Below are 23637 nucleotides of genomic sequence, written 5' to 3'. Positions count from 1 at the left end.
ATGCCTTATCCAAACCTCAGGTTATTTACCTCGCTACCACAGTACTGTAGTTTGCTTTCTCCCATTGAATAATGGTGAAGCCCAGATAAAAGCTAAAATACTGATTTTTATCCTTCTTTAGGACACTCGACGCTAAAACTAACAACTAAAGAATCTTATACCAGTTTCACTAAATACTTAAAGTTATGTGCCAAATATCGCTTACAGCATTTCTCATGCTTTCGCATTCCGTTAAATCAATACATCGTGCGCCCGCATTTAGGCACTGATAATGATAAGTATCACGGTAGAAACAATAAGCATCCACTAAACTTTTGCACTCATCCTCTGATATAACTGAGACCAGCTTTGCAGCCTCTAAAATACGAATATTATCTGGATAGATACAAAGTTCCGGGTACTGATTCCCATATCGCAAAACGATAAACTGACTGATAAATTCAATGTCAGTCATTCCACCCACTCCTTGCTTTAAGTCAAAGTGAGTGTCGCTATCTTGGTTAAGGTGGGCTCGCATTTTTTCACGCATATTGCGAACATCTTCCGCCAATTTAGGCACGTCTCGCTGCTGCATTAGTATTGCATGGCGTATTTCCTCAAATCGTGCAGCCATTTGCGGCTCACCTAACACCATACGAGCTCTGACCAGCGCCTGATGCTCCCATGTCCAAGCTTGCTCTAACTGGTATTGGTAAAAACTTTCTAGATTGATAGCGAGTAAGCCCGAGTTTCCTTCAGGGCGAAGTCGAGTGTCTAATTCGTAAAGCATGCCAGAGAGCGTTTTGGTATTGAACAAATGCATTAAGCGCTGTGCCAGCTTCATATAAAACTGTCTTGAAGAGATAGGTTTATCACCCTGAGTTTGACTTTCGCCGTCACGATTATGCACAAACACTAAGTCTAGATCTGAGTTGTAACCAAGCTCATAACCCCCCGCCTTGCCATACGCTATTACAGCAAAGCCTTTTTCTTCTATTGTTGCACCTTCAGGCGCACCAAAACGTGCCACCATGTGCCCCCAAGCAATATCGACGGCTTTTGCGATAATCGCCTCAGCAAGCGCAGTTAGATGATCGCTCACCTTCATAATATCCAGCACACCAGTGGCGTCTGCAGCCGCGACTTTTAGCTGATGCGTTTGTTTAAATTGTCGCAGCGCTTCCATCTGTAGCTCAACATCTTGCTCATCTATACGCAAAAATGCTTGCTGGATCTCATTTTTATAGGCCGTTAATGGTAAAGGTTTATAGAGAGTTTGTGGATCGATAAGCTCATCAAGGAGGATCGGATATTTCGCAATATGCTCAGCAATCCACGCGCTATGACAACAAAGTTTGATAAGTTGAGTCAACGCACCGTGATTTTCGTAAAGTAGCTCCAAATATGCAGTACGAGACGCCACTTTATTGATCACACTGAGCACACGAGCGAGCGCTGGCGCCATGTTTTGTTTACTGAGCTCTCGTAACAAAGCTGGCATTAACTTATCGAGAATATCGCGACCACGGGTGCCTGCCTGCTTTTTACTTAGCCCTTGTTTAAACTCCATCAAGTCAGTTTGCCAAGTCTCAAAACACGGCGCAGCTCGGCACTGGCCCAGCTGCGCAATTTCTCCCGTTTGCCATGCATAAACCGCGCTATCGTCTTCATCTAATTCTTCTTCGGGCGATTCACCAATAACTTGGCTAAACTCAGCCCGGATATGCTGCGTCACAACCTTTAGCATTCGCTCGACTTCAGCGTAATCGTTACATTGCAATAAGTGGCTCAGGCGCAGGCAGTCTAAGTTGTTGTCGGGTAAAGTTTGCGTTTGTTTGTCGTCAAATGCTTGTAGATATTGCTCAACTTTACGCAGCACTAAATAGCTCTCATGCAGACGATTTTTGACCTCGATAGGGACAATCTCAAACGCTTCAAGCTCTTCTAACGCCTGTAACAATGACGGTGTTTGTAATGGCGTTTCGCGACCGCCGCGTATCAGTTGCAAAGCCTGCACAATAAACTCTACTTCTCGAATGCCACCAGCGCCTAGCTTAATGTTATTCGTTAAGCCTTTGCGTCTCACCTCTTGGGCAATCATGTTTTTCATCTTTCGCAGTGAATCTATCACAGAAAAGTCGATATAACGGCGATAGACGAACGGCCGGATTAGGTCGTAAAACTCTTGCCAATACGGCGATAACTCACCAATTGGTCGCGCCTTTAACATCGCATAGCGCTCCCATTCTCGACCTTGGTCTTGGTAATAGTCTTCCATCGCGGCATAGCTCATCACCAAAGGACCACTATCCCCAAACGGTCTTAAACGCATATCGACTCTGAATACTTGGCCATCAATGGTAACTTGATTAAGCGCTGAAATAAGTTTTTGTGCCACTCGAGTGTAAAAAACTTGCGCCTCAATGCTACGCCGGCCACCGGATGTGTCGACACTTCTTGGATAGGCAAAGATCAAATCGATATCAGAGGAAAAATTCAGCTCCTTACCGCCAAGCTTTCCCATGCCTAATACCGTCATAGGTATCGAGTTACCAGCCTCATCTTTTGGTGAGCCTGATTGCGCTTCTACGCTTAAGTACGCCCATTGGTAAGCATTTGAAACCAAAGTATCGGACAGCTGGGAAACATAGCGAATACTGTCATCAATCTCATTGCCTGCAACCAAATCCAGCCACATCACTTTAAGCCAATACTTTAATCGATAGTGACGCAGCTTCTGCCAAGCTTGTTTTTCTTCAACCAATGGCGCGGAGAAGTCAAACACATCAGGACAATCGCGCATTTGCATCTGCGTATCATCGAGCAGCCAAGCTCCCCACTCAGGAAATCGTGCAAGTGTACGCTCGGCAAAATCACTCAGCGCCAGTAACCGTGCCAGTTTGGGCTCCATCGGCGCATCACCATAAATCATTTGGTAACGCTCTTGAGCAAGCGTATTCAGCGCTGCTTGAACAAACAATTCCGACATAAAAAACTCCACGGTAGGCTGGCTCTCTTTGTGAGCAGTGTTATAGTAACTCTATCTAAAACACAACCTTACACCGAGTATGAGTTATTTGTCTTTAAACAATATCAACTTTTTAGCGATTTTGATTTGCTTTGTCATTGTCTGCGGTTTGACTATTTTGCTGCGCTTAATGATCCAGCGTAGCGCCAACAATCTCCTGGATGACGAGCTCGCACAACGTGACAACTTTGCACTTGGGATCAGCTATGCCAGTCAAGTGACGATGCTGTGTATTTGTGTTGCATATTTATTCAATGATTTAGGCGTGGTAAGAGCGCAGGCACACCCTCTGCAAGTGGCCTTACATATTGGGTTGATCATTGCCTTTGTATACTTCGGCCAATGGATCCATCGCAAATGGATTTTGTATCAGTTTGACGAAGAAGAAGCGATTTTAAAGCAAAATATCTGCGCCGCGATGGTGGACTCTGGCATGTTACTCGGTAACACCATATTGGTGCTTGGTTTATATCATTGGGTGCACCCGAAAGGCTGGAGCGATCTATTAGTCGTAGCCCTTGGCTTTATGCTATTGCAGCTACTTTATACGCTAGATAGTAAAATCAGAGAAAGTCGTTTTGCCAAGTTTAACCAAGGGGCTTCTTTACAACAAAACTTTAATCTCAGAAACACTTCGATTGGTATTCGTTATGCGGGCAAATCCATCGGCCTCTCTTTAGCCATGTATGCGGGGCTGCACAGCGCTCCCTACCATGGTGCAAAAGTGGTAGAAAACTTGTTTTCGGTTGTCATACATTGCGGTGTAATGTGGCTTTTTCTTTACATTGGTAGCTACGTATTACTGCATTTATCCTTACCTAAGGTCAATATTGGCTTAGAGGTAGACCACCAAGATAACGTTGGTATCGCATGTTTGGAGTTTGCGGTTTTCTGCTCCATAGGCTATTTACTTATTAACTTGTTTTCGGTGTAACGCAATATTGCATGAACGCTTTAAGTGATGGATTTTTATTGGTAGATAGCAATTGGGATTTTAGCCAAGAACTCGTCGAGCATTTGCAAAACGTGCGCTCTAGCCAAGCCAGCAACATTATTATCGCGGGTGACAATACCAAACACATGCTTAAGATGATGTTTAAAGAGCAAATAAAAGACTACTGTTATTGTGACTTTGACAATGAAATCAGCGTCTCTGAACTTGCCAGCTATTTGCATCGTCACCATAACATTCATGCCGTGCTGCTCTATTCTCTGGACTATCATTTAGCCACCGAGGAGCAGCGCTTTATTTTTGATTCTCTTCACCCCCACCGGTTTTTAATCGAACAATCCCCGCAAGGTTTTCAGATCACTAAACTGCACTCACAAGCATTAATCAATCACTTATCTTGTCATCCGGATACCGCTGGCCTCCCCGACCCTGACTTGATGCTTGCCAAGCTCACCGGGTTACTATGCGGTAAAGCTAAAGTGGCAGGATGATATAGACTAACCGTGCGCGAGCGCTTACCATTGCCACAAAACAGCAACTGAATAATCGAATTATGCGTATTCCACATATTTATCAAGACTCGCCCTTGGCCATTGGCGTTCCAGTTACTTTGGATGATGACGCCGCAGGACACATAGGCCGAGTGCTTAGAATGACAACCAAAGATAAAGTCAGCCTGTTCAACGGACAAGGTGGCGAGTACCTATGTCAATTAAGTGAAGTTGGGAAAAAGAAAGTCGTTGCTGTACCAGAGTCATTTGAAGACAAAAATGTAGAATCTCCACTTGCCATACATCTTGGGCAAGGGATTTCTCGCGGTGATAAAATGGACTTCACAATTCAGAAGTCGGTAGAGCTGGGTGTGAGCGAAATTACTCCTTTGTTTACCACACGCTGCGGCGTTAAATTAAGTGGTGAGCGTCTAGCAAAAAAACACCAGCAATGGCAAAAGATAGCAATTGCCGCAGCCGAGCAATCCGGACGTAATACCATCACTGTTATTCACCCGCCGATGGAGTTGTCTGAATGGCTTGCACAGCAAAGCGACGAGTTAAAAATCACACTACATCCTCGGGCCGAACATTCAATAAAAACACTGCCGTATACCCAGTCTGGGATCCGCTTTTTAGTGGGGCCTGAAGGCGGCTTTACCGATGAGGAGCTTGACGCCACCGCTCAACAGCGGTTTGTTGATGTCCGTTTAGGCCCACGTGTACTTCGTACTGAAACCGCGGCTCTAACAGTACTAAGCGCACTACAGCTGCAATTCGGCGATTTAGCACTTTAAATACATAGAGTAACCCCCATATCATGGGTAAACTCAGCAAGCGCAATGGGAGCGTCTATGACGATTAAATTAGGGATCATTTCCGATCCAATCAGTGGCTTTAACATTAAAAAAGACACCGGGTTTGCCATGATGCTGGCGGCACAGCAGCGCGGCTATGAATTGTATTACATGGAAATGAATGACCTTTTCTTGTACCAAGGCGTTGCCAAAGCGACAGCAGCAAAAGCGCAGGTATTTGACGATACTTCCCATTGGTATGAACTAGCTGAGAAACAAGAAATCGATTTAGGCGACCTTGACGTTATTTTAATGCGTAAAGATCCGCCTTTTGACACTGAATATATTTACGCCACTTATATTCTTGAGCGCGCTGAACTTGCAGGTTCGCTTGTGGTAAATAAACCACAAAGCCTGCGCGACGCCAATGAAAAGCTCTTTACTGCGTGGTTTAGCGAACATACTCCAGATACTTTGGTTACGCGTAATCAATCACAAATTCGCGAGTTTTTAGCTAAACATGGCGATATCATTCTCAAGCCTTTGGATGGGATGGGTGGCGCGTCTATTTTTAGAGTGAAACAAGATGACGCAAATATTGGCGTGATCTGCGAAACACTTACCGAGCATGGTTCCCGCTATGCTATGGCGCAGAACTATATACCAGCCATTAAAGACGGTGACAAGCGCGTGTTAGTGGTAGATGGTGAAGTGATGCCGTACTGCTTGGCCCGCATTCCACAAGGCGGTGAAACTCGTGGTAATCTCGCGGCAGGTGGCCGTGGTGAAGCAAGACCGATTAGCGAATCGGACCGGAAAATTGCCGAAGCCATTGCCCCAACGTTAAAGGCAAAGGGCCTGATATTCGTTGGCCTAGATATCATTGGCGATAAGCTTACCGAAATCAATGTGACCGCACCAACTTGCGTGAAAGAAATTGAAGCGGCATATGACATTTCAATTATGGATAAGTTTTATGATGCGATCGAGCGAAAACTCGACCATACTAAAAACTAACCATTAAGGGGGTCTGGTTATGAAATCACTCGCTAATCACTTTTTAGTGGCAATGCCCAGCATGGACGACCCTTTTTTCAATCATACGGTAACCTATCTTTGTGAACACAGCGAAGATGGCGCGATGGGGTTGGTGGTAAACCATCCTATCGATATCACCGTGGGCGAATTGCTTGATCAAATTGATATCGATAACGACAAATCTAGCCAAGCGGCTAAGGTAAATATCTACGCTGGTGGTCCTGTTCACACCGACAGAGGCTTTGTATTACATACGCCAAAGTTTGGTTACGCCTCAAGCCAAGAGCTTAGCTCTGAAATTATGATCACCACATCAAAAGATGTTTTAGCCTCTTTAACGTCATCACACTCTCCCGAAGGATTTATCATCACCTTGGGCTACGCCGGATGGGTAAGTGGTCAACTAGAGAAAGAACTGAAAGAAAACACTTGGTTAGTCGTCGAGGCAGACCCCGAAATCATATTTAATACACCACCTGAAAAGCGCTGGGAAAAAGCAGTGCAAATGCTTGGTATCGACGTTGCACAATTAAGCTCGCAAGCGGGTCATGCGTAACTAGCCTGTCATTTTGAGCTTAGGTTAATAAACGAAGTATTCATGGAAAACAAAAAAGAAAAAGTGCCTAAAGGTAAACGTAGCGTCATCGGGTTTGACTTTGGCACTAAAGGTATCGGCTTGGCTATCGGTCAAGAAATCACTGCAACCGCATCAAGTTTAGGTGCTGTTAAGGCAAACGATGGCATTCCAAATTGGGATGACATCGCCGTATTCATTAACGAGTGGCAGCCTGATTTATTGGTGGTTGGCTTACCACTGAATATGGATGGTACCAATCAAGATTTAACATTCAGAGCAAAGAAGTTTGCCAACCGCCTGCATAACCACTTCCGATTGCCGGTAGAAACACAAGATGAACGCTTGACGACAGCAGACGCCAGAGCACGTTTATTTGAACAAGGTGGCTATAAGAACCTTGCAAAAGGTAAGGTAGATGGCATGTCTGCTTGTATTATTCTCGAAAGCTACTTTGAAGCAATGTGGGAATAGCCTGACTAACTCTTGGGCCTGTTGAGCTTTATTTTCCACCAAGTGAATTGATATTTATACACGGCGTAGTCGGTGTAGCGATAACACACTAAAAATATCAATCTAGCGCCGACCTTTAATATCAAAAATTCAGTACTGATATTAAAGGTACGGCTAACTGTAAAAGTCCATCATATTTAACGGACTCTCAACGCTTTCAATCACCAGCAGTAAGGCAACTCTTATTCCTCTAAACACTATGGTGAAATCGCCGTTTTTGTACAGCTAGCAAAGCAACTCTAGCCGCGAGTAGGCGTATAAATGACTAGCGTAGTTCCCGTGTAGGGTTTACGACTTGGTACTTCTTCAAATCAGGTATTAACCCTGCTTGCTGATACGCGCTAGTGATCCGGCCTTGCTCACGTAGTATTGCTAGGCCTTTTTGTAATGCAGCAAACGCTCGCTCACCTTCTGGGTGAAGCCGAGACACCGCAAAATGTCTGCTGTCGTTTAACAGCACAACTAGATGCTCATTAGCAATGAGCTCAACATCTTCCAAAACAAAACGATTATCTAGCTTAGGCATAAGCGGCATCAACATAAAGTCGACCCAACCTTTGCTCACCATACGCGCTTGTGACATCCAATCGGGTTCAGCATAAAGCTGTTTAAGCGGAAGTGACTCCAAGGTTTGCCAATCGGTCTGCCACTTAGGGTTGGATACCGAAGTTAGCTGGGTGAGCCCTTGCTCCTCTTTTAGCTGCTTTACTTTTTGATTATCTATCCCGTGATAAATACCAGCAAAATACTGACCTTTTTGAATAACAGGCTCACTGATAAAAAGCAGCCGACCTTTATTTTCAAGATCTGCTTTCCAATAACTATCAAAGTGAAGTAGTTGTTCCCCTTTTTCAAGCAAATTGGATTCACGAAAACTGACAAAACCAGGCGTAAAAATAAATGCTTTGTCGAAGCCACCTTTTTGCAAAGCTTGCTGTGCTATCACCATATCGACAACATCACGGCGTAGATATTGGCCACTAAAATCGGTGATTTTTGTGACGTCGCGTTCACCAACAAAACGTTGATAATCAGCGAGGACATCATCTCTAATAAAGACATTAAGTGCTTCACTGGCATTAAGCACACCAGCAAAGCTCAGCACAAAAGCGAAGAATAGATAGCTGCGTTTAGTTCTTCGAATCCAACCCATCTACCGTAACCCCTTGTAGGAAGCCCGCACCTTTTTGTTCGTTATTTTGAAGCTTGATCATGAGGCGCAGATCATTTGGCGAGTCAGCATGATGTAGTGCATCGGCATAATTGATCCGCTGTTGTTTATAGAGCTCAAACAACGCTTGATCAAAGGTTTGCATGCCCATGTCTTTCGATTTTGCCATTGCCTCTTTAATTGAGCCAATATCGCCTTTTTTAATAAGTTCGGCAACGAGTGGGAAGTTCAGTAGTACTTCAATGGCCGCCTCTCGACCTTCACCTTTTGAAGAAGGCACAAGTTGTTGCGCCACAATAGCGCGCAAGTTCAGCGCCAAATCGTACTTCAGTTTATCGTGCTTTTCTTTAGGAACTAAGTGCATGATACGGTCGATGGCCTGATTGGCATTATTGGCATGTAAAGTTGCAACGCATAAATGCCCCGTTTCAGCAAAACTCAATGCATATTCCATGGTTTCTTGCGAGCGAATCTCACCAATTAAAATAACATCTGGCGCTTGGCGTAATGAGCTTTTCAAGGCAGATTCGAAACTGTCAGTATCAATGCCCACTTCACGCTGAGTAATGATGCTTTTTTGGTGTTGATGCACAAACTCAATAGGATCTTCAATGGTCAAAATATGGCCACGTTGATTACGATTACGATACCCGAGTAGTGCCGCAAGCGAGGTTGACTTACCCGTGCCCGTACCACCCACAAATAACACCAAGCCACGTTTGGACATAATCACATCGGTCAGGACCGACGGCAAACCGAGCTCATTGACATCTGGAATAGCAGTAACGATACGGCGGATAACCATGCCCGCACAATCCCGTTGCCAAAATGCTGAAACACGAAAACGCCCAATATCGTTAGCAATCGCAAAGTTACACTCTTTAGTGTTAAAGAATTCTTGCTTTTGCTTGTCGCTCATAATTGAGGTAACAAGGTTCAGTGACTGCTCGGCATCTAAGCTTTCTTCACTTAACGCTCTCAGTTCGCCATCAATTTTGGCGCTCACCGCAAGCCCTGCCGAGACGAATAAGTCGGATGCTTGCTGATTGGCCATTGTTTGCAAAAACGGTTCTATATTCATCGCTACACCACTACTTAATAGCCGCTATTAAACTGATTTTTGTCATGGGCTTTTGCACGCGCATCCTGCTGGGTGATCAAACCACGGTTTAATAGATTTGTAAGGCATTGATCCATGGTCTGCATGCCGTGCATTGCACCGGTTTGAATTGCCGAATACATCTGTGCAATCTTGTCTTCACGAATAAGGTTACGAATAGCCGGGATCCCAAGCATGATTTCATGTGCCGCTATTCGCCCGCCGCCAACTTTTTTCACCAACGTTTGTGAAATCACCGCTTGTAGCGACTCTGACAGCATAGAGCGCACCATGTCTTTTTCTTCACCAGGGAACACGTCCACAATACGGTCGATAGTTTTAGGCGCAGAGGTAGTATGCAAAGTACCAAATACTAGGTGACCTGTTTCCGCGGCAGTTAACGCTAAACGAATGGTCTCAAGATCACGTAATTCACCGACCAAAATAACGTCTGGGTCTTCACGGAGTGCGCTTCTCAGCGCCGCGTTAAAGCTGTGCGTGTCTCTATGTACCTCACGTTGGTTAATAAGGCTTTGCTTGTTGTCATGAACAAATTCAATCGGATCTTCGATGGTTAAAATATGGTGATGTTTGTTGTTATTAATATAATCCACCATCGCAGCCAGCGTGGTTGATTTACCAGAACCTGTCGGGCCGGTTACCAATACTAAGCCACGTGGGTTGTCGGAAATCTTGGTAAAAATGTCTGGTGCCCCCAAATCATCTAAGCTCAGCACTTGATTTGGAATAGTACGGAACACCGCTGCAGGACCACGATTTGAATTAAAAGCGTTAACACGAAAACGCGCCAGATTTGGCACTTCGAACGAGAAATCTACCTCAAGGTTTTGCTCATAGTCACGACGTTGATTATCATTCATAATATCGTAGATGAGGCTGCTGACGTCTTTTGCTTCTAACGGCGGGATATTCACCCGACGTACGTCCCCGTCAACACGGATCATAGGGGAAACACCTGAAGAAAGGTGTAAGTCAGATGCTTTGTGTTGAACACTAAAAGCCAATAATTCTGTAATATCCATTTATAACTCCACAATGAGCACTAGTACTATATGGTTACAATAGCAGAACGCTTAGATAACGCCTACGGCAGGATAGAAAAAGCCAAGCAAAACTGTCAATTCAGCGAAACAGTACAATTACTCGCGGTTTCTAAAACCAAACCTATCGCCGATATTGAGGCTGCGATTGCGGCAGGTCAAACCCGATTCGGTGAATCTTACGTACAAGAAGCCGTTGATAAAGTTGCCTACTTCAAACAAAACAAAGCGATTGAATGGCACTTTATTGGTCCAATCCAGTCCAACAAATCAAGATTAGTCGCCGAAAACTTCCATTGGGTACAAAGCGTGGATCGAGAGAAAATCGCACGCAGGCTAAATGAACAAAGACCAACGAACTTAAAGCCACTCAAGGTGCTCTTGCAGGTCAATATTAGCGGTGATGACAACAAATCAGGTTGTCATCCCAATGAGGTTGATACGCTGGCGCAGTTTATTAATGACTGTCGTCAATTGGAGCTTCGTGGCTTAATGACCATCACTGAGCAAACCGATGATAAACAAAAGCAATTACAATATTTCCAGCAAATGCGCGCTTGCTTTGATAGACTAAAGGACCAATATCAACAGCTAGATACCTTATCGATGGGAATGAGTGGCGATTTAGATACTGCGATTGCAGCAGGTTCCACTATGGTTCGCATTGGTACTGATATTTTTGGCAAACGACAGTGAGGTGAATAACACAATGTCAAACAAGACAATTGCATTTATTGGAACGGGAAATATGAGCTATGCCATTATCGGTGGCATGATCAAAAGTGGCTTTGACGCGCAGTCTATTATTGCCACCAACCGCAATGCAGAGAAACTTGCCAAAGTCGCAGAGCAATTATCGGTAAGAACAACACAAGATAATCTAGAAGCAGTCGCCGCGGCTGACGTCATTGTCTTGTCTGTAAAACCACAGATGATGGCCGAGCTGTGTCAGACCTTCCAAGATGCAGATATTGATATTAGCAATAAACTGTTTATCTCTGTCGCCGCCGGAATTACCGTTGCACGACTGAGAGAAATGCTCGGCCAACCGGTAAAAATGGTGCGCTGTATGCCTAACACGCCATCACTGCTTGGACGCGGTGTGTCTGGCTTGTATGGCGTCGACATCAGCGATGAAGAAAAAGACTATGTTGAGCAAGTATTTTCATCCACGGGGATTGCCCTGTGGCTTGATGAAGAGTCGAAAATCAACGACGTTATTGCGGTAACGGGTTCGTCTCCAGCGTATTTCTTCTTATTTATGGAAGCCATTGAAGAAAAGGCTAAAGCCCTAGGTTTTAGTCCTGAGGAAGCCAGAAAGCTTGTGCAGCAAACTGCGCTAGGTGCGGCTGAAATGGCATTATCGCAACCAGATATTAGCATTGCTCAGCTACGCGCTAACGTCACCTCTAAAGGTGGCACAACCCACGCAGCCGTTGAGCATTTAAAAGCACTGCAATTACCAAAAACCGTAGCGGACGCGATGGATGCATGTATCGCGCGCGCTGAAGCAATGGAAAAAGAAATCTAAAGGTGACCAATGAATGCCATGCAATTTTTAGTCGGGATCGTATTTGATCTATTTTTAATGGTCGTATTACTACGATTCTGGTTGCAGCTTGTCAAAGCGGACTTTTATAACCCGCTAAGCCAAGCGGTTGTTAAAGCAACCTCTTTTGCCGTGAACCCTCTGAGAAAAATCATTCCGGGTGTGGGCGGTTTAGATCTTGCCTCTTTGGTGCTGGCATTCATTATTGGCTTTGCCAAAATGGCGACGCTGATGGCGTTATTCGGTGGTTACTTTGACGCTTTAGGCGCGCTGATTGGCGGCGCTATTACCGTAGTTAAAGAAGCATTTAGTCTGGTGTTCTGGATCCTTATTATTCGCGCCATCTTAAGTTGGGTAGCGCAAGGCTACAATCCAGTTGCCGCAGTGTTCGAGCAATTAACAGAGCCGATGCTAAGACCTATTCGGAAAGTGATACCACCACTAGGTGGACTGGACTTATCTATTTTAGTCTTAATTATCGGCATGCAATTTTTGCAGATCCTAATGATGGATTTACTGAGATAGGAGCATCCCAATGAAACCATTTATTATTGCGTTAATGATGCTGCTTGCACCAATCGCATTCGCTCAAGATGAACAAGGCGGCCAATTTAAAGACTTAGGTCCTTGGGAAGTGCATTACATCGCCTTCCCGTCTACTTTTGTTCAGCCCACAATTGCAAAAGCGTATGGCTTAATTCGTAGTGGTAACAAAGCGATTGTGAATATCTCGGTCTTGGCCGACAAGCCAGGAAAACCAGCGGTTAAGGCACGCGTTGCAGGTAGCGCCAAAAACTTACTTGGTAAAACCGTACAGTTAGAGTTTAAAGAAGTCGTAGAAGGTGAGGCGATATACTACCTTGCCCAATTAGATTACGACGATGAAGATATTTTTCGTTTCGACATTGAGATCAGTGAAGGTAAGCAAAGCCGCAAACTCACGTTCTCACAGAAGTTTTATGTAGAGTAGAGAAAATATGTCAAATAAAGTGGTACTTGCCACGGGCAACCAAGGTAAAGTCAAAGAGCTTAGCGCGATGCTAAATCAGTATGACATTGAGGTATTACCGCAAAGTGATTTCAACGTGCCAGAGGTTGCAGAAACCGGCACGACCTTTGTGGAAAACGCCATTATCAAGGCACGTCATGCAGCTAAGGTTTCTGGCTTGCCTGCCATTGCCGATGACTCAGGCCTTGAGGTAGACGCATTAAACGGCGCACCTGGTGTATATTCAGCGCGTTATGCTGGCGCAAACGCCGACGACCAAAAAAATATTGATCACTTACTCGCATCGCTTGGTGAACAAACTGAGCGCAGCGCCCGTTTTTGGTGTGTTTTAGTTTATATGCGCCACGCTGACGACCCAACGCCGATTATTTGTCAGGCCAGTTGGGAAGGTGAAATCACCACAACACAACAAGGCCGAGAAGGGTTTGGTTACGACCCAATCTTTAAGGTACAAGGTTTAGACTGCACATCAGCAGAGCTAACCAAGGAAGAAAAAAACGCAATCAGCCATAGAGGACAGGCACTTAAACAACTCGTCAGTCACTTTCAAGGCCTCGCGTGAAACTACCTCCATTAAGTCTTTATGTGCACGTACCTTGGTGCGTGCAAAAGTGTCCTTACTGTGATTTCAACAGCCATGGTAAAAAGGGCGATATTCCTGAAACGGAATATATTCAACATTTGCTCCACGATATCAAAGCCGATCTTCACTATGTTCAGGGCCGTAAACTCAGTAGTATCTTTATTGGCGGTGGCACCCCTAGCCTGCTTTCAGGTGAAGCGTACCGCTATTTACTCAGTGAAATTGAGGCGCTAATTGGTTTTGAGGATGACATTGAAGTCACTTTAGAAGCAAATCCAGGCACAGTTGAGACAGATCGTTTTAAACATTATGTTGCGGCTGGCATCAATCGTATTTCGATAGGTGTGCAAAGCTTACAACAGGAAAAGCTTACTCAACTTGGTCGCATTCATGGCGAGCAAGAAGCGCTAAACGCCGCTCAAGAAGCCCACCAAGCTGGGTTAAACAGCTTTAATCTTGATTTGATGCATGGCCTTCCCAATCAATCTGTTAGCGATGCCTTAGGTGATTTAGAAAAAGCCATTGCGATGGCACCGCCACACCTTTCTTGGTATCAATTAACCATTGAGCCAAATACGCAGTTTGCCTCTAAGCCTCCGGTTTTACCTGAGGATGAAACACTGTGGGACACCCAAGAACAAGGTCAAGCACTACTTGCAGAGCACGGCTACCAGCAATATGAGATCTCAGGCTATGCCAAAGCGGGATTTCAATGTCGACATAACTTGAATTATTGGCAATTTGGCGATTATCTCGGGATCGGCTGTGGTGCACATGGCAAAATCACTTTGCCTGAGCAGCAACAGATCTTAAGAACCGTAAAGATAAAACACCCTCGCGGCTATATGGATCTGAGTAAACCCTATTTGTATGAGCAGTGGCATGTTGCAAGCGACGACAGACCATTTGAGTTTTTTATGAATGTGTTCCGTTTAAAAACTGCCGCATCAAAACAACAGTTTATTGACTACACTGGTCTTGAACTTAGCGCTATTGCAACGCAAATTGCTGAGGCCGTAGATAAGGGTTTGATTGAGGAAACCAACGATTCATGGCTAGTTACAAATAAAGGCCACCGATACCTCAACGATCTGCTAGAGTTATTTGTTTAATATAGAAATTATGCGGGTGATATTCACTGCAACCCGCATGAAAACCGCCATTCGGCAACATATAATAAAAGGGTATAAAATGCGTAAATTAACCATTTTAGCAGCAGCGGTAAGCGTCGCGCTTTTTGCTGGCTGTCAACAAACCACACACTCTCCAGCACCTGCACCAAAAGCTGAACAACAAGTCGTAAAAAGTGAAGTAGAAAAGGCAAACGCACTTTTTGAAGCGTCGTTTACCCGTGGCGTAATGCGTAGCCCAGTTTACCAAACTTATATGGGTATCAAACAAGACTACGACAAGTGGGATGACGGCAGCGAAGCGCGCCAACTTGAAGATCTTGAACTGACGAAACAAGACTTAGCTGCACTTAATGCAATTGATCGAAATAAACTAGATGCCAATACGCAAGTGAGCTACGACTTATTCAAGCAAGGTCTTGAAAACACCATTGCAGATTTTAAATGGCGTTATCATTCTTATCCGGTCAATCAGATGTATGGTACACACTCAATGGTGCCTGCATTTTTAATCAACCAGCATCAAATTACCGATGTGAAAGATGCCAAAGCATATATCTCTCGTTTAAACGGTGTACCGGCTGTATTTGATCAGCTCATCGTTGACTTAAAAGCGCGTGTAGATAAAGGTATTATTGCACCAAAATTCGTTTTCCCTCACGTCATTGAATCAAGTGAAAATATTATCAAAGGTGCGCCATTTGTAGCTGGTGACGACTCAACATTATTGGCTGACTTCAAACGCAAAGTAGCAACACTTGAAATCAGTGAAAACGAGAAATCAGCGCTGGTTAAAGAAACAACAGACGCGCTAACAACAGCAGTAAAACCTGCTTATAACAAGTTGATTGGCTACCTACATAAACTTGAGAAAAAAGCAGACAATCGTGATGGTGCATGGAAGTTCCCTAACGGCGAAAAGTTTTATAATAACGCCCTAGCACGTACGACAACCACAGCATTAAGCGCTGAAGAAATTCACGAAATCGGTTTATCTGAAGTGGCGCGTATTCATGACGAAATGCGAGCAATTAAAGAGAAAGTGGGCTTCAAAGGCGATTTAAAAGCCTTTATGGAGTTCATGAAAACCGACAAGCAATTTTACCTTCCAAATACAGAAGCCGGTAAGGCACAATATTTAGCCGAAGCCAAAGCGATGATCGATAATATGAAGTCACGCTTGGATGAGCTGTTTATCGTTAAGCCAAAAGCGGACATGATAGTAAAACGCGTAGAGGCATTCCGCGAAAAATCTGCAGGTAAAGCGTTCTACCAGCAACCCGCGCCTGATGGCTCACGTCCTGGTGTTTACTATGCAAACCTTTACGACATGGAAGCGATGCCTACTTACCAAATGGAAGCCTTGGCTTATCACGAAGGTATTCCGGGTCACCATATGCAGATCGCGATTGCTCAAGAGCTAGAAGATATGCCTAAATTCCGTAAGTTTGGTGGCTACACTGCATACATCGAAGGTTGGGGTTTATATTCTGAGCTTGTACCAAAAGAAATGGGTTTATACGAAGACCCTTATTCAGATTTTGGTCGCTTAGCGATGGAATTATGGCGTGCGTGCCGCTTAGTGGTAGATACGGGGATCCACGCAATGAAGTGGACACGTCAAGAAGGTATTGATTACTACGTAAACAACACACCAAATGCTAAGTCAGACGCTGTGAAGATGGTAGAGCGCCATGTTGTTATGCCTTCACAAGCCACTGCGTACAAAGTGGGGATGTTGAAGATCCTAGAACTTCGTGAAGCCGCTAAGAAAGAACTAGGCGATAAGTTTGATATTCGTGAGTTCCACGACGTCGTACTGAAAAATGGCCCTGTTCCACTAAACGTGCTTGAATCATTTGTTGATGAATGGGTAGCAAGTAAAAAAGGCTAATACCTACTGCCAATGAATCGAATAAAAGCCAGCATGATCATGCATGCTGGCTTTTTACTTTATTTACCTTACATAAGCTGTATTCAGATAAGCAAATCGGTATAAGAAATAACGGCCACTAGAGAGCGAGTTGTTATTCCGCGCTCATATATGGTCTCCTCCCTTATTGCAAGGTTTCTTTAGTAAATAACAGGGACAGGATTGCTGTCATATATACGGTCTGTTAATGAGTTTTATTTGAAACTCTGACCTAGATGTAAATCGCGCATATTGCCCTAATCAGGTTATCGGTATTTAGCTACCCCTGAGCTCGACAGGTTTTCAATATGCCGGTTTGACCTGTTATGTCATCTACTTCAGTCACTTTCGCAATTCGGTGAAAGAAATCTACTTATCTTGCTTGATATGCCTCTTTTGATACTGTAATTGCCCAGGCCACTCTAGCCATTTTATTGGCATAAGCGACACAGGCTTTATTATGCCCTCGCGTTTGTACAAGTCGATTTATCCAAAGACTCAGTTGGTCTGTTTTATACTTTGCTCTCGATACAACCGATTTCGCCCCTTGAATAAGTAAACATCTCAAATATCGATTACCACGCTTACTTATCCCGAGCAAAACTGATTTTCCACCCGTACTACGTTGCTTGGGCACGAGACCTAATGAGGCTGAAACATCTCGCCCTTTTGTATAACCACTACCATTCCCCACTTCGTTAAAGTAACTACTTGCAACTATTGGCCCTATGCCCGGAATACTCTGTAAATTGACGCATATCTCATTGTTTTTAACTTGCTCTTTTATCTGTTGATTGTACGTTTCAATACTTTCATCAAGCACTTGTAGGAGTTTATAGAGTTGGCTAAGCACTTGTTTAAAGCTCGCGGTCAATACTCGCTCCTCACCTAACAAAGCAGCCACTTCTTTGCGAACATTTTCGATACCTTTAGTAATGGCAATGCCGTACTCAAGTAGCAAACCTCGAATTTGATTACTCAGTGCTGTTCGTTGACCAATTGCAAGCTCTCTCACTTTATGGATTGTTTGACTATCTTGCTGCTCTAATGTTTTCACTGGAACTGAGCGAATATGTGCCTGCTGTGATGCAATTAAAATTGCATACGCATCGTTGTAATCATTTTTATTCCCCGTCAAAAATGGCTTCACGTGTTGTGGTGGTATGAGCTCAACTTGAAAACCTAATTGGCTAATTTCACGACCCCAATAATTAGAGGTTCCACACGCTTCCATGACTAATTTACAATTTGGCATTTGTGCCAAATAAGTCAGTAGTTGACGACGTTTAATAGCTTTCTTTACTACAATCTTATTGGATAGGTTACATCCAATAAAATGAAAAATATTTTTTGCGATGTCGATACTGATTGTTGTAATCTGCATTTGGTCTTCTCCCATTTCGATTGTTTGCAATTCAATCATGGCAAACCGATGCCGAGTGTGGGAGGAGACCATTACATCAGGTTAGTTATCATCTTAACATTGCTCATAAAGCTCCAGCGGCAAACCATCAGGATCGCTGAAAAAGGTAAAGCGTTTGCCTGTATATTCATCTATTCGAACAGGCTCTACAGCAACTTGATTCTGCACAAGGTGTGCAATATAAGCATCAATATCTGATACGCTAAATGCTAAATGTCTCAGTCCTTGCGCCTCTGGATGTGATGGTCGTTTTGGAGGATTTGGAAACGAAAACAACTCAATCTGGCTCCCATCAGGCAGCGCAAGATCTAATTTATAGGACGCTCTATCTTTTCGATAGTTCTCACGGAGTACATGCAACCCAAGTACTTCGGTATAGAACACTTTTGATCTTTGGTAGTCAGAACAAATAACAGCGACGTGATGTATCCCAGATAACTTCAAGCACTTCTCCTCAAGCATTTAGTGTCTTTTAAATAAAAAAGCGGCAATTTGCATTGCCGCTTCACACACTCAAGTAGGAACTTGGACTACACGTTGTAAAACCAAGCCTATTTTTTCATTACAAGCGAATGCCGCCGTCAATCTCAACGACACGTCCCGTAAAGAAATCATTTTCAATGATATATTTTGCTGTATGAGCAATTTCTTGCGCTTCACCCAAACGCCCAACCGGCTTCATTTTCACTAGGCGCTCTTTGGCTTCAGGCTTCATTGCATCGGTCATTTTTGTACGGATCACACCTGGTGCAATTGCGCCCACGCGAATACCAAAACGACCTAATTCTTTAGCCCAACTGGTAGTCATCGCAACGACACCAGACTTTGCCGCTGAATAATTGGTTTGTCCCATATTACCAGCGCGCGCAACGCTAGACATATTAATGATCACGCCACCGTTACCCGCTTCTACCATTTTGACGGCGGCTTCACGGCCGCACAGGAAAACACCTGTAAGATTGACATCAATAACGGATTGAAATTGCGAAAGCGACATTTTATCGATGACTTGCCCGTCTTTTGCTTTAAGTAGCAAACCGTCACGCAAAATACCCGCATTATTAATTAATACCGAAATATCGCCGAAGTCATTTACGATGGTATTAAACACATTTTCGACGTCTGATTCTTGACTAACATTAGCGACATACGTGTTAACTTGTGTACCGAATTGAGCAAGTTCGTGCTTCGCTTCTGCTAAAACGTCTTCTTGCATATCTATCAGGGCAAGTTTTGCCCCATGCTTTGCCATTTCAGTCGCCATGGCAAGACCCAAGCCTTGCGCACCACCAGTGATCACAACTGTTTTATTGTTAATATCCATAGTGTCCTATTTCTCTGAATAAAGCTTAAAAATCGCACTAAAGTCTTCACTGCCTTTACCTTGATTTTGTATCAAGTTATACAAATTCTCTTAACCTGAGGTTTGGATAAGGAATGAGCTAACTAATTGCTTTTAAATTCACATTAAATTATTTCCTTATCTAGCCAGAGAGTTTTGGGGATAACCCCGCTCTCGCGTCCTGCTACCGCCCTGGTACCTACATCCTGTAGGCAAGGCGAATTTATTCACCAATAGCTAGCTATTGGAAGTGAATTCAACGCAGTTAGCACAAAAACTGGCTGCTAGAAAGGCGTTAATTATCCAAAGCTCAGGTTACTTACTCTTCTGTAAAATTAAACTCTGTTCCGGTTAAAATAATATGCAAGCAGGCACCGCCATGCGCAGGGCTTTGCATTTTGATTTCGCCCTTCAACTTCTGTGTTACTAAGTTATATACAATACTCAAGCCAAGCCCTGTACCTCCCGAAAAACGCTTCGAAGTAACGAAAGGCTCAAAGATAGCGGGCAATAGCTCTTTATCTATTCCCGCGCCGTCATCTTTAAAATAAAAATGGATATAATCATTAATTAATACGGTAGATACCACAATATTCAGCTTTTGCCCGTCAATCTTGGCGTGCTTGATGCAGTTGTTAATACTGTACCCAACAACTTGGCTAAACACCGACGGGTAGCTGATCAAAGTTAGGTTTTCGGGGATTTCGAGTTCAATGGCATAGTCTTCTTGGTTTAATTCTGATTGGTAGCAATCAAAGACATTTTTAACTAAATGCTTAAGGTTGAACGTGCTCTTTTCTTCAAACTCTCGATTCACTGCCACAAGCTTAAAATCATCTACCAGCGAGGCTGTGCGGTGGAGGTTATTTTCTAATAAATATAGCGCGGCTTCTGCCTCAGTAATTAGTGTCGTCAAGGTTTGCCGCTGTAACTTACCAAGTTCAAGTTGCGATTTTAGTGTCGCGACTTGCTCTTTTAAATGCGATTGGCTGGTAATAGCAACACCAAGCGGCGTATTAAGCTCATGGGCAAAGCCACTCACCATATTTCCTAAACTCGCCATTTTGGCTTCTTCGATTAAGCGTTGCTGCGCTGCGCTTAGGCGCGCAAGCAAGGTTTCAATAAATGCTAATAGGTCATCGAGTTGATGAGCAATTTGTGCAATCTCATCGTTACCGTCAATATTCACCCTTAAACTAAAGTCTTCAAGCTTAGCAACTTTTACGAGTACTTTATTGATAGCCAGTATATGCCGTGTGACTTTGCTATTTTGATAATTCAGTAAGATAAGCACAGCAATATTCATCAGTACAATTAAAATGAGGCCATATAAAATGATACTTTCTTTACGTTCTTGCGTAACGGCTTGGGTACGGATTGATACTAGCTCAAACTGGCTTCGTAATTTTTGCTTCTCGGTGAATAGCTCCGCACGTACGCCTTCACCATCGTGCAAACCTAGCTTTCGCAAAATAGCAACATAGCTTGCAAAACCCGCTTCATAACGTTTAAGCAAATTGCTTATCTCTTCACTGAGCGCATTGTCTTTGATTAGTTGCTCAGCATGCATGACGAGTTGTTCATGCTGCTGCAAATAACTTAAGTCAGCTCTTAACAAAAAGTCTTTTTCTCGACGCCTTAATTCCAATATGGCAATTTCCAACTGAGGCATAGCCTTACCAGAAATTCGATCCTGTAAAGCATGAGCGCTACGTCTGAACTCACCATAAATGCCTGCATTTTCGTCATAGCCGAGCTGCTCATGTAAGCGGATAAGTTCATCTAGTTTACCAAAGTAGGCTTTTGACAGTTCATCGAGTTGTAATAGCAACGGCAGCAAGGCCTCTTCATTGGCCATAGAATTAAGTAAGTTACTAAAGCTATCCTGATAGCTGTACTTTAATTGTGGGATGGCAGAAACATCATCTTTTTGTGCTCGAATAAGAATATGCTCTTCTTGATCCATGGTTCGTTGTAGAGCGGTTTGCAATTGAGTAAGTTGTGCGGTAAGGCGGGCACTACGACTCACTTCGTAATACAAAAACCAGCTGACGAAAATGATCACAATCGCAGAAGTCAACGCGGCAATTTTGAAAAATAGAACTGACTGCTTTAGCTGCACGGCACATTCTCACTTAATTGATACTCTGTAAGCTTAGTATAGTTCTAGTGGGTTTCCTGATTTGTTTCCAAAACCTCACTTTTGTTTTGCTGTCGTTGCGACAGATTTTTATCGTAATACATGTTGTGGTCGGCGCGAGCCATGAGTTCTGAGACACTATCTTGGTTTGCTGTAGGGAAAGCATAGCCAACGCTTACCGTCGTTTGAATAGTGTGCCTATCAACTTGCAGCGGTTGCTTTTCAACCTGCTCCTTAATATTTTTTATAATTGAGTTAACCAAAGCGTCTTCTGACACTCTGTGTAAAATAATAACAAACTCATCCCCACCTAAGCGTGCGATAAAATCGTACACACGCACTGAGTTCATCAAAATTGACGAGACATGAAGCAACAGCTTATCTCCCACTTCATGACCAAACTTATCGTTTACTTGTTTAAAATTATTTAGATCGAGGTTAAGCAGCACAAATGACGGTTGCTCTGAACGACCAAGTAACGTATTGAGTTGCCTAATCGCATAGCGACGGTTAGGCAACTTAGTTAAGTCGTCTTGCAGCGAGGCTGTATGTGCTAAGTGATACGCTCGATAGAGTACTAATAACGAGAGAAATAATATTGAAGCAACAGCAGTAACCAAAATCTGTGCTTGCTGTCTTGCTTTTGCATAAGTGCTCTCGTCTATTTGATAATCAGCCACAAGCTGCCATTCACCAGATGGTAAATTGATTGGGATGACTAGATCTGGTGTTTCAAACAAGGTAGCAGAGCCATAAAAGACATCCCCCTGTTCACCTAATCCATCTCGACCTCGAATAGCTAAAACGGCGCTGTCCAAATCGTTAATGCCACTATATTCAAGCAGCTTTTGATAATCTAAAACTACACTAATTGCGCCCCAGTAGCTTTCATTCCTCGGATAATCTGAAAACACAGGAAACCTCGCAATCAAGGCTTCACCGCCTTGCACTAGCTGTAGTGGACCGGCGATAAACACCTTTTGAGAGGTTCTGGCAATTTCAACGGTGCGAAATTGTTCAGGGTTAGTACGAAAATCGAAACCGATAGCTGCTCGATTCTCTTCAACAGGATAGACATGACTAATGATATTATTCGGAGCAAGACCAACATGACGAATTAGCGTCGACTTTTCAACCGCTTTTGATACGACATGCGACCAATGCTCAATAGCAAAATCAGGATCGATTGTAACAAAAGTAGCCAAGCTCTCAGCCAAATAGGTATCCATAAAGATGGCATTTTCAATTTTTGCGCGAACAAGCGATACGTTAGACCTCACTATCTCGGTCCTTTCACTGATCTCCTGAACTACAATGGAATGAGAAATAAGATTTACCGCGTAGAACGTCAAACTCCAGAACACGATGGTAAATAACGATAACAGCACTATGGTTTGCTTTTCTACAGTTACCTTCATCGCCTCGCTTGCCTAGTAAAATTTAGTTGCTTAAATCTACAATAAACCAATTTAATTACAAAAGCATAGGCAATTTACCGAAAACTGCCAGTTTTGTGAGAAAGTAACTGTCAGTTTAGAATAATGGGTTGAACCGTGGAGGTAGCTTGATTTGTAACGGCAAATAGCACCTGTTATGTGACGCTTAAAGCAATTTGTCGAGATAAACCCAATAAGTCGAGATAAATCTCGACCTACAATTCAGGCATAAAGAACCTTGCTAAAAAGCAAGGGTTATAAAAAGTGGTACCAGTGAGCGGACTCTTAACTTGTATTAGCGCCACCCGCGTGGCGCCCAAGTCCAATACCATAATTTCATAGCATAAATTTGAGGCATAAAAAACCCCTGCTAAAAAGCAAGGGTTATAAAAAGTGGTACCAGTGGGCGG

At 43.6% G+C, this 23637-nt stretch carries 22 protein-coding genes; 13 read left to right on the top strand and 9 right to left on the bottom strand.

Annotated features, from left to right (window positions below):
- Positions 1-169: 169 nt before the first annotated feature.
- Positions 170-2968, bottom strand: a complete 2799-nt coding sequence (gene glnE / locus PPIS_RS18745; RefSeq protein ID WP_010379045.1) for a bifunctional [glutamate--ammonia ligase]-adenylyl-L-tyrosine phosphorylase/[glutamate--ammonia-ligase] adenylyltransferase — start codon at positions 2966-2968, stop codon at positions 170-172.
- Positions 2969-3047: 79 nt separating this feature from the next.
- On the opposite strand from glnE, the gene PPIS_RS18740 reads away from it, so the two are divergent.
- The 6 genes from PPIS_RS18740 (at position 3048) to ruvX (ending at position 7333) form a co-directional block, all read left to right on the top strand.
- Positions 3048-3941: a DUF350 domain-containing protein gene (locus PPIS_RS18740; RefSeq protein WP_019647608.1), complete on the top strand. Its 894-nt coding sequence runs from the start codon at positions 3048-3050 to the stop codon at positions 3939-3941.
- Between the two features lie 11 nt (positions 3942-3952).
- Positions 3953-4450, top strand: a complete 498-nt coding sequence (locus tag PPIS_RS18735; RefSeq protein WP_010379041.1) for a hypothetical protein — start codon at positions 3953-3955, stop codon at positions 4448-4450.
- A gap of 62 nt (positions 4451-4512) precedes the next feature.
- The gene (rsmE, locus tag PPIS_RS18730) at positions 4513-5247 is read left to right on the top strand and encodes a 16S rRNA (uracil(1498)-N(3))-methyltransferase (protein WP_010379040.1); all 735 of its coding nucleotides are present in this window, start codon (positions 4513-4515) and stop codon (positions 5245-5247) included.
- 57 nt (positions 5248-5304) lie between these two features.
- Positions 5305-6264 carry a glutathione synthase gene (gene gshB / locus PPIS_RS18725; protein ID WP_010379037.1) on the top strand — a complete coding sequence of 320 codons (960 nt, stop codon included), beginning with the start codon at positions 5305-5307 and terminating at the stop codon, positions 6262-6264.
- 19 nt (positions 6265-6283) lie between these two features.
- Entirely contained in the window at positions 6284-6841 is a 558-nt protein-coding gene (locus PPIS_RS18720) for a YqgE/AlgH family protein (RefSeq protein WP_010379034.1), read from the top strand.
- 42 nt (positions 6842-6883) lie between these two features.
- The gene (gene ruvX / locus PPIS_RS18715) at positions 6884-7333 is read left to right on the top strand and encodes a Holliday junction resolvase RuvX (protein ID WP_010379033.1); all 450 of its coding nucleotides are present in this window, start codon (positions 6884-6886) and stop codon (positions 7331-7333) included.
- A gap of 304 nt (positions 7334-7637) precedes the next feature.
- On the opposite strand, the gene PPIS_RS18710 is transcribed toward ruvX, so the two are convergent.
- Genes PPIS_RS18710 through PPIS_RS18700 form a run of 3 tightly spaced genes read right to left on the bottom strand, consistent with a single transcriptional unit; the run spans position 7638 to position 10685 of the window.
- The gene (locus PPIS_RS18710) at positions 7638-8525 is read right to left on the bottom strand and encodes a hypothetical protein (RefSeq protein WP_010379030.1); all 888 of its coding nucleotides are present in this window, start codon (positions 8523-8525) and stop codon (positions 7638-7640) included.
- On the bottom strand, positions 8503-9624 hold the full coding sequence (locus PPIS_RS18705; protein WP_010379027.1) for a PilT/PilU family type 4a pilus ATPase: 1122 nt from the start codon (positions 9622-9624) through the stop codon (positions 8503-8505). The genes PPIS_RS18710 and PPIS_RS18705 overlap by 23 nt, the downstream gene beginning before the upstream one ends.
- Before the next feature lie 14 nt (positions 9625-9638).
- Entirely contained in the window at positions 9639-10685 is a 1047-nt protein-coding gene (locus tag PPIS_RS18700; protein WP_010379026.1) for a type IV pilus twitching motility protein PilT, read from the bottom strand.
- A 30-nt stretch (positions 10686-10715) separates the two neighbouring features.
- On the opposite strand from PPIS_RS18700, the gene PPIS_RS18695 reads away from it, so the two are divergent.
- The 7 genes from PPIS_RS18695 to PPIS_RS18665 all read left to right on the top strand — a co-directional run bounded on the left by PPIS_RS18695 (position 10716) and on the right by PPIS_RS18665 (position 16868).
- Positions 10716-11399, top strand: coding sequence for a YggS family pyridoxal phosphate-dependent enzyme (locus tag PPIS_RS18695; protein WP_010379024.1), 684 nt, complete (start codon positions 10716-10718; stop codon positions 11397-11399).
- A gap of 13 nt (positions 11400-11412) precedes the next feature.
- The gene (proC, locus tag PPIS_RS18690; protein ID WP_010379022.1) at positions 11413-12234 is read left to right on the top strand and encodes a pyrroline-5-carboxylate reductase; all 822 of its coding nucleotides are present in this window, start codon (positions 11413-11415) and stop codon (positions 12232-12234) included.
- A 9-nt stretch (positions 12235-12243) separates the two neighbouring features.
- The gene (locus PPIS_RS18685) at positions 12244-12777 is read left to right on the top strand and encodes a YggT family protein (RefSeq protein WP_010379021.1); all 534 of its coding nucleotides are present in this window, start codon (positions 12244-12246) and stop codon (positions 12775-12777) included.
- A gap of 10 nt (positions 12778-12787) precedes the next feature.
- Positions 12788-13222 carry a DUF4426 domain-containing protein gene (locus PPIS_RS18680; RefSeq protein WP_010379019.1) on the top strand — a complete coding sequence of 145 codons (435 nt, stop codon included), beginning with the start codon at positions 12788-12790 and terminating at the stop codon, positions 13220-13222.
- Between the two features lie 7 nt (positions 13223-13229).
- On the top strand, positions 13230-13823 hold the full coding sequence (locus PPIS_RS18675) for an XTP/dITP diphosphatase (protein WP_010379017.1): 594 nt from the start codon (positions 13230-13232) through the stop codon (positions 13821-13823).
- A complete protein-coding gene (gene hemW, locus PPIS_RS18670; protein ID WP_010379015.1) occupies positions 13820-14956 on the top strand; it encodes a radical SAM family heme chaperone HemW in 1137 nt (378 codons plus the stop codon). The genes PPIS_RS18675 and hemW overlap by 4 nt, the downstream gene beginning before the upstream one ends.
- A 79-nt stretch (positions 14957-15035) precedes the next feature.
- Complete coding sequence (locus tag PPIS_RS18665; RefSeq protein WP_010379013.1) at positions 15036-16868, top strand: DUF885 domain-containing protein; 1833 nt, start codon at positions 15036-15038, stop codon at positions 16866-16868.
- A gap of 391 nt (positions 16869-17259) precedes the next feature.
- Here the strand turns inward: PPIS_RS18665 and PPIS_RS18660 are convergent, their stop codons facing one another.
- From PPIS_RS18660 to PPIS_RS18640, 5 genes are all read right to left on the bottom strand, one after another.
- Positions 17260-18270 (bottom strand): IS110 family RNA-guided transposase, encoded by a 1011-nt coding sequence (locus PPIS_RS18660; protein ID WP_039956069.1) that lies wholly within the window; start codon positions 18268-18270, stop codon positions 17260-17262.
- 93 nt (positions 18271-18363) lie between these two features.
- A complete protein-coding gene (gene gloA2, locus PPIS_RS18655) occupies positions 18364-18771 on the bottom strand; it encodes an SMU1112c/YaeR family gloxylase I-like metalloprotein (protein ID WP_017219487.1) in 408 nt (135 codons plus the stop codon).
- A 100-nt stretch (positions 18772-18871) separates the two neighbouring features.
- Positions 18872-19633, bottom strand: coding sequence for an SDR family oxidoreductase (locus tag PPIS_RS18650; protein ID WP_010378639.1), 762 nt, complete (start codon positions 19631-19633; stop codon positions 18872-18874).
- 337 nt (positions 19634-19970) lie between these two features.
- Positions 19971-21773: a sensor histidine kinase gene (locus tag PPIS_RS18645; RefSeq protein WP_010377427.1), complete on the bottom strand. Its 1803-nt coding sequence runs from the start codon at positions 21771-21773 to the stop codon at positions 19971-19973.
- 44 nt (positions 21774-21817) lie between these two features.
- Positions 21818-23209 carry a diguanylate cyclase domain-containing protein gene (locus PPIS_RS18640; protein ID WP_019647236.1) on the bottom strand — a complete coding sequence of 464 codons (1392 nt, stop codon included), beginning with the start codon at positions 23207-23209 and terminating at the stop codon, positions 21818-21820.
- Between the last annotated feature and the right edge of the window lie 428 nt (positions 23210-23637).

Origin of the sequence: Pseudoalteromonas piscicida (genome assembly GCF_000238315.3) — a bacterium.
Lineage (GTDB): Bacteria > Pseudomonadota > Gammaproteobacteria > Enterobacterales > Alteromonadaceae > Pseudoalteromonas > Pseudoalteromonas piscicida.
The sequence above is the reverse complement of the archived record's forward strand: the minus strand, read 5'-3'. Positions and strand labels throughout refer to the sequence as shown.

Bases quoted from the DNA above. Each gene is read 5' to 3' on its own strand.
- glnE (WP_010379045.1), bottom strand. From the start codon at position 2,968: ATGTCGGAATTGTTTGTTCAAGCAGCGCTGAATACGCTTGCTCAAGAG.
- PPIS_RS18740 (WP_019647608.1), top strand. From the start codon at position 3,048: ATGAGTTATTTGTCTTTAAACAATATCAACTTTTTAGCGATTTTGATT.
- PPIS_RS18735 (WP_010379041.1), top strand. From the start codon at position 3,953: ATGAACGCTTTAAGTGATGGATTTTTATTGGTAGATAGCAATTGGGAT.
- rsmE (WP_010379040.1), top strand. From the start codon at position 4,513: ATGCGTATTCCACATATTTATCAAGACTCGCCCTTGGCCATTGGCGTT.
- gshB (WP_010379037.1), top strand. From the start codon at position 5,305: ATGACGATTAAATTAGGGATCATTTCCGATCCAATCAGTGGCTTTAAC.
- PPIS_RS18720 (WP_010379034.1), top strand. From the start codon at position 6,284: ATGAAATCACTCGCTAATCACTTTTTAGTGGCAATGCCCAGCATGGAC.
- ruvX (WP_010379033.1), top strand. From the start codon at position 6,884: ATGGAAAACAAAAAAGAAAAAGTGCCTAAAGGTAAACGTAGCGTCATC.
- PPIS_RS18710 (WP_010379030.1), bottom strand. From the start codon at position 8,525: ATGGGTTGGATTCGAAGAACTAAACGCAGCTATCTATTCTTCGCTTTT.
- PPIS_RS18705 (WP_010379027.1), bottom strand. From the start codon at position 9,624: ATGAATATAGAACCGTTTTTGCAAACAATGGCCAATCAGCAAGCATCC.
- PPIS_RS18700 (WP_010379026.1), bottom strand. From the start codon at position 10,685: ATGGATATTACAGAATTATTGGCTTTTAGTGTTCAACACAAAGCATCT.
- PPIS_RS18695 (WP_010379024.1), top strand. From the start codon at position 10,716: ATGGTTACAATAGCAGAACGCTTAGATAACGCCTACGGCAGGATAGAA.
- proC (WP_010379022.1), top strand. From the start codon at position 11,413: ATGTCAAACAAGACAATTGCATTTATTGGAACGGGAAATATGAGCTAT.
- PPIS_RS18685 (WP_010379021.1), top strand. From the start codon at position 12,244: ATGAATGCCATGCAATTTTTAGTCGGGATCGTATTTGATCTATTTTTA.
- PPIS_RS18680 (WP_010379019.1), top strand. From the start codon at position 12,788: ATGAAACCATTTATTATTGCGTTAATGATGCTGCTTGCACCAATCGCA.
- PPIS_RS18675 (WP_010379017.1), top strand. From the start codon at position 13,230: ATGTCAAATAAAGTGGTACTTGCCACGGGCAACCAAGGTAAAGTCAAA.
- PPIS_RS18665 (WP_010379013.1), top strand. From the start codon at position 15,036: ATGCGTAAATTAACCATTTTAGCAGCAGCGGTAAGCGTCGCGCTTTTT.
- PPIS_RS18660 (WP_039956069.1), bottom strand. From the start codon at position 18,270: ATGCAGATTACAACAATCAGTATCGACATCGCAAAAAATATTTTTCAT.
- gloA2 (WP_017219487.1), bottom strand. From the start codon at position 18,771: ATGCTTGAGGAGAAGTGCTTGAAGTTATCTGGGATACATCACGTCGCT.
- PPIS_RS18650 (WP_010378639.1), bottom strand. From the start codon at position 19,633: ATGGATATTAACAATAAAACAGTTGTGATCACTGGTGGTGCGCAAGGC.
- PPIS_RS18640 (WP_019647236.1), bottom strand. From the start codon at position 23,209: ATGAAGGTAACTGTAGAAAAGCAAACCATAGTGCTGTTATCGTTATTT.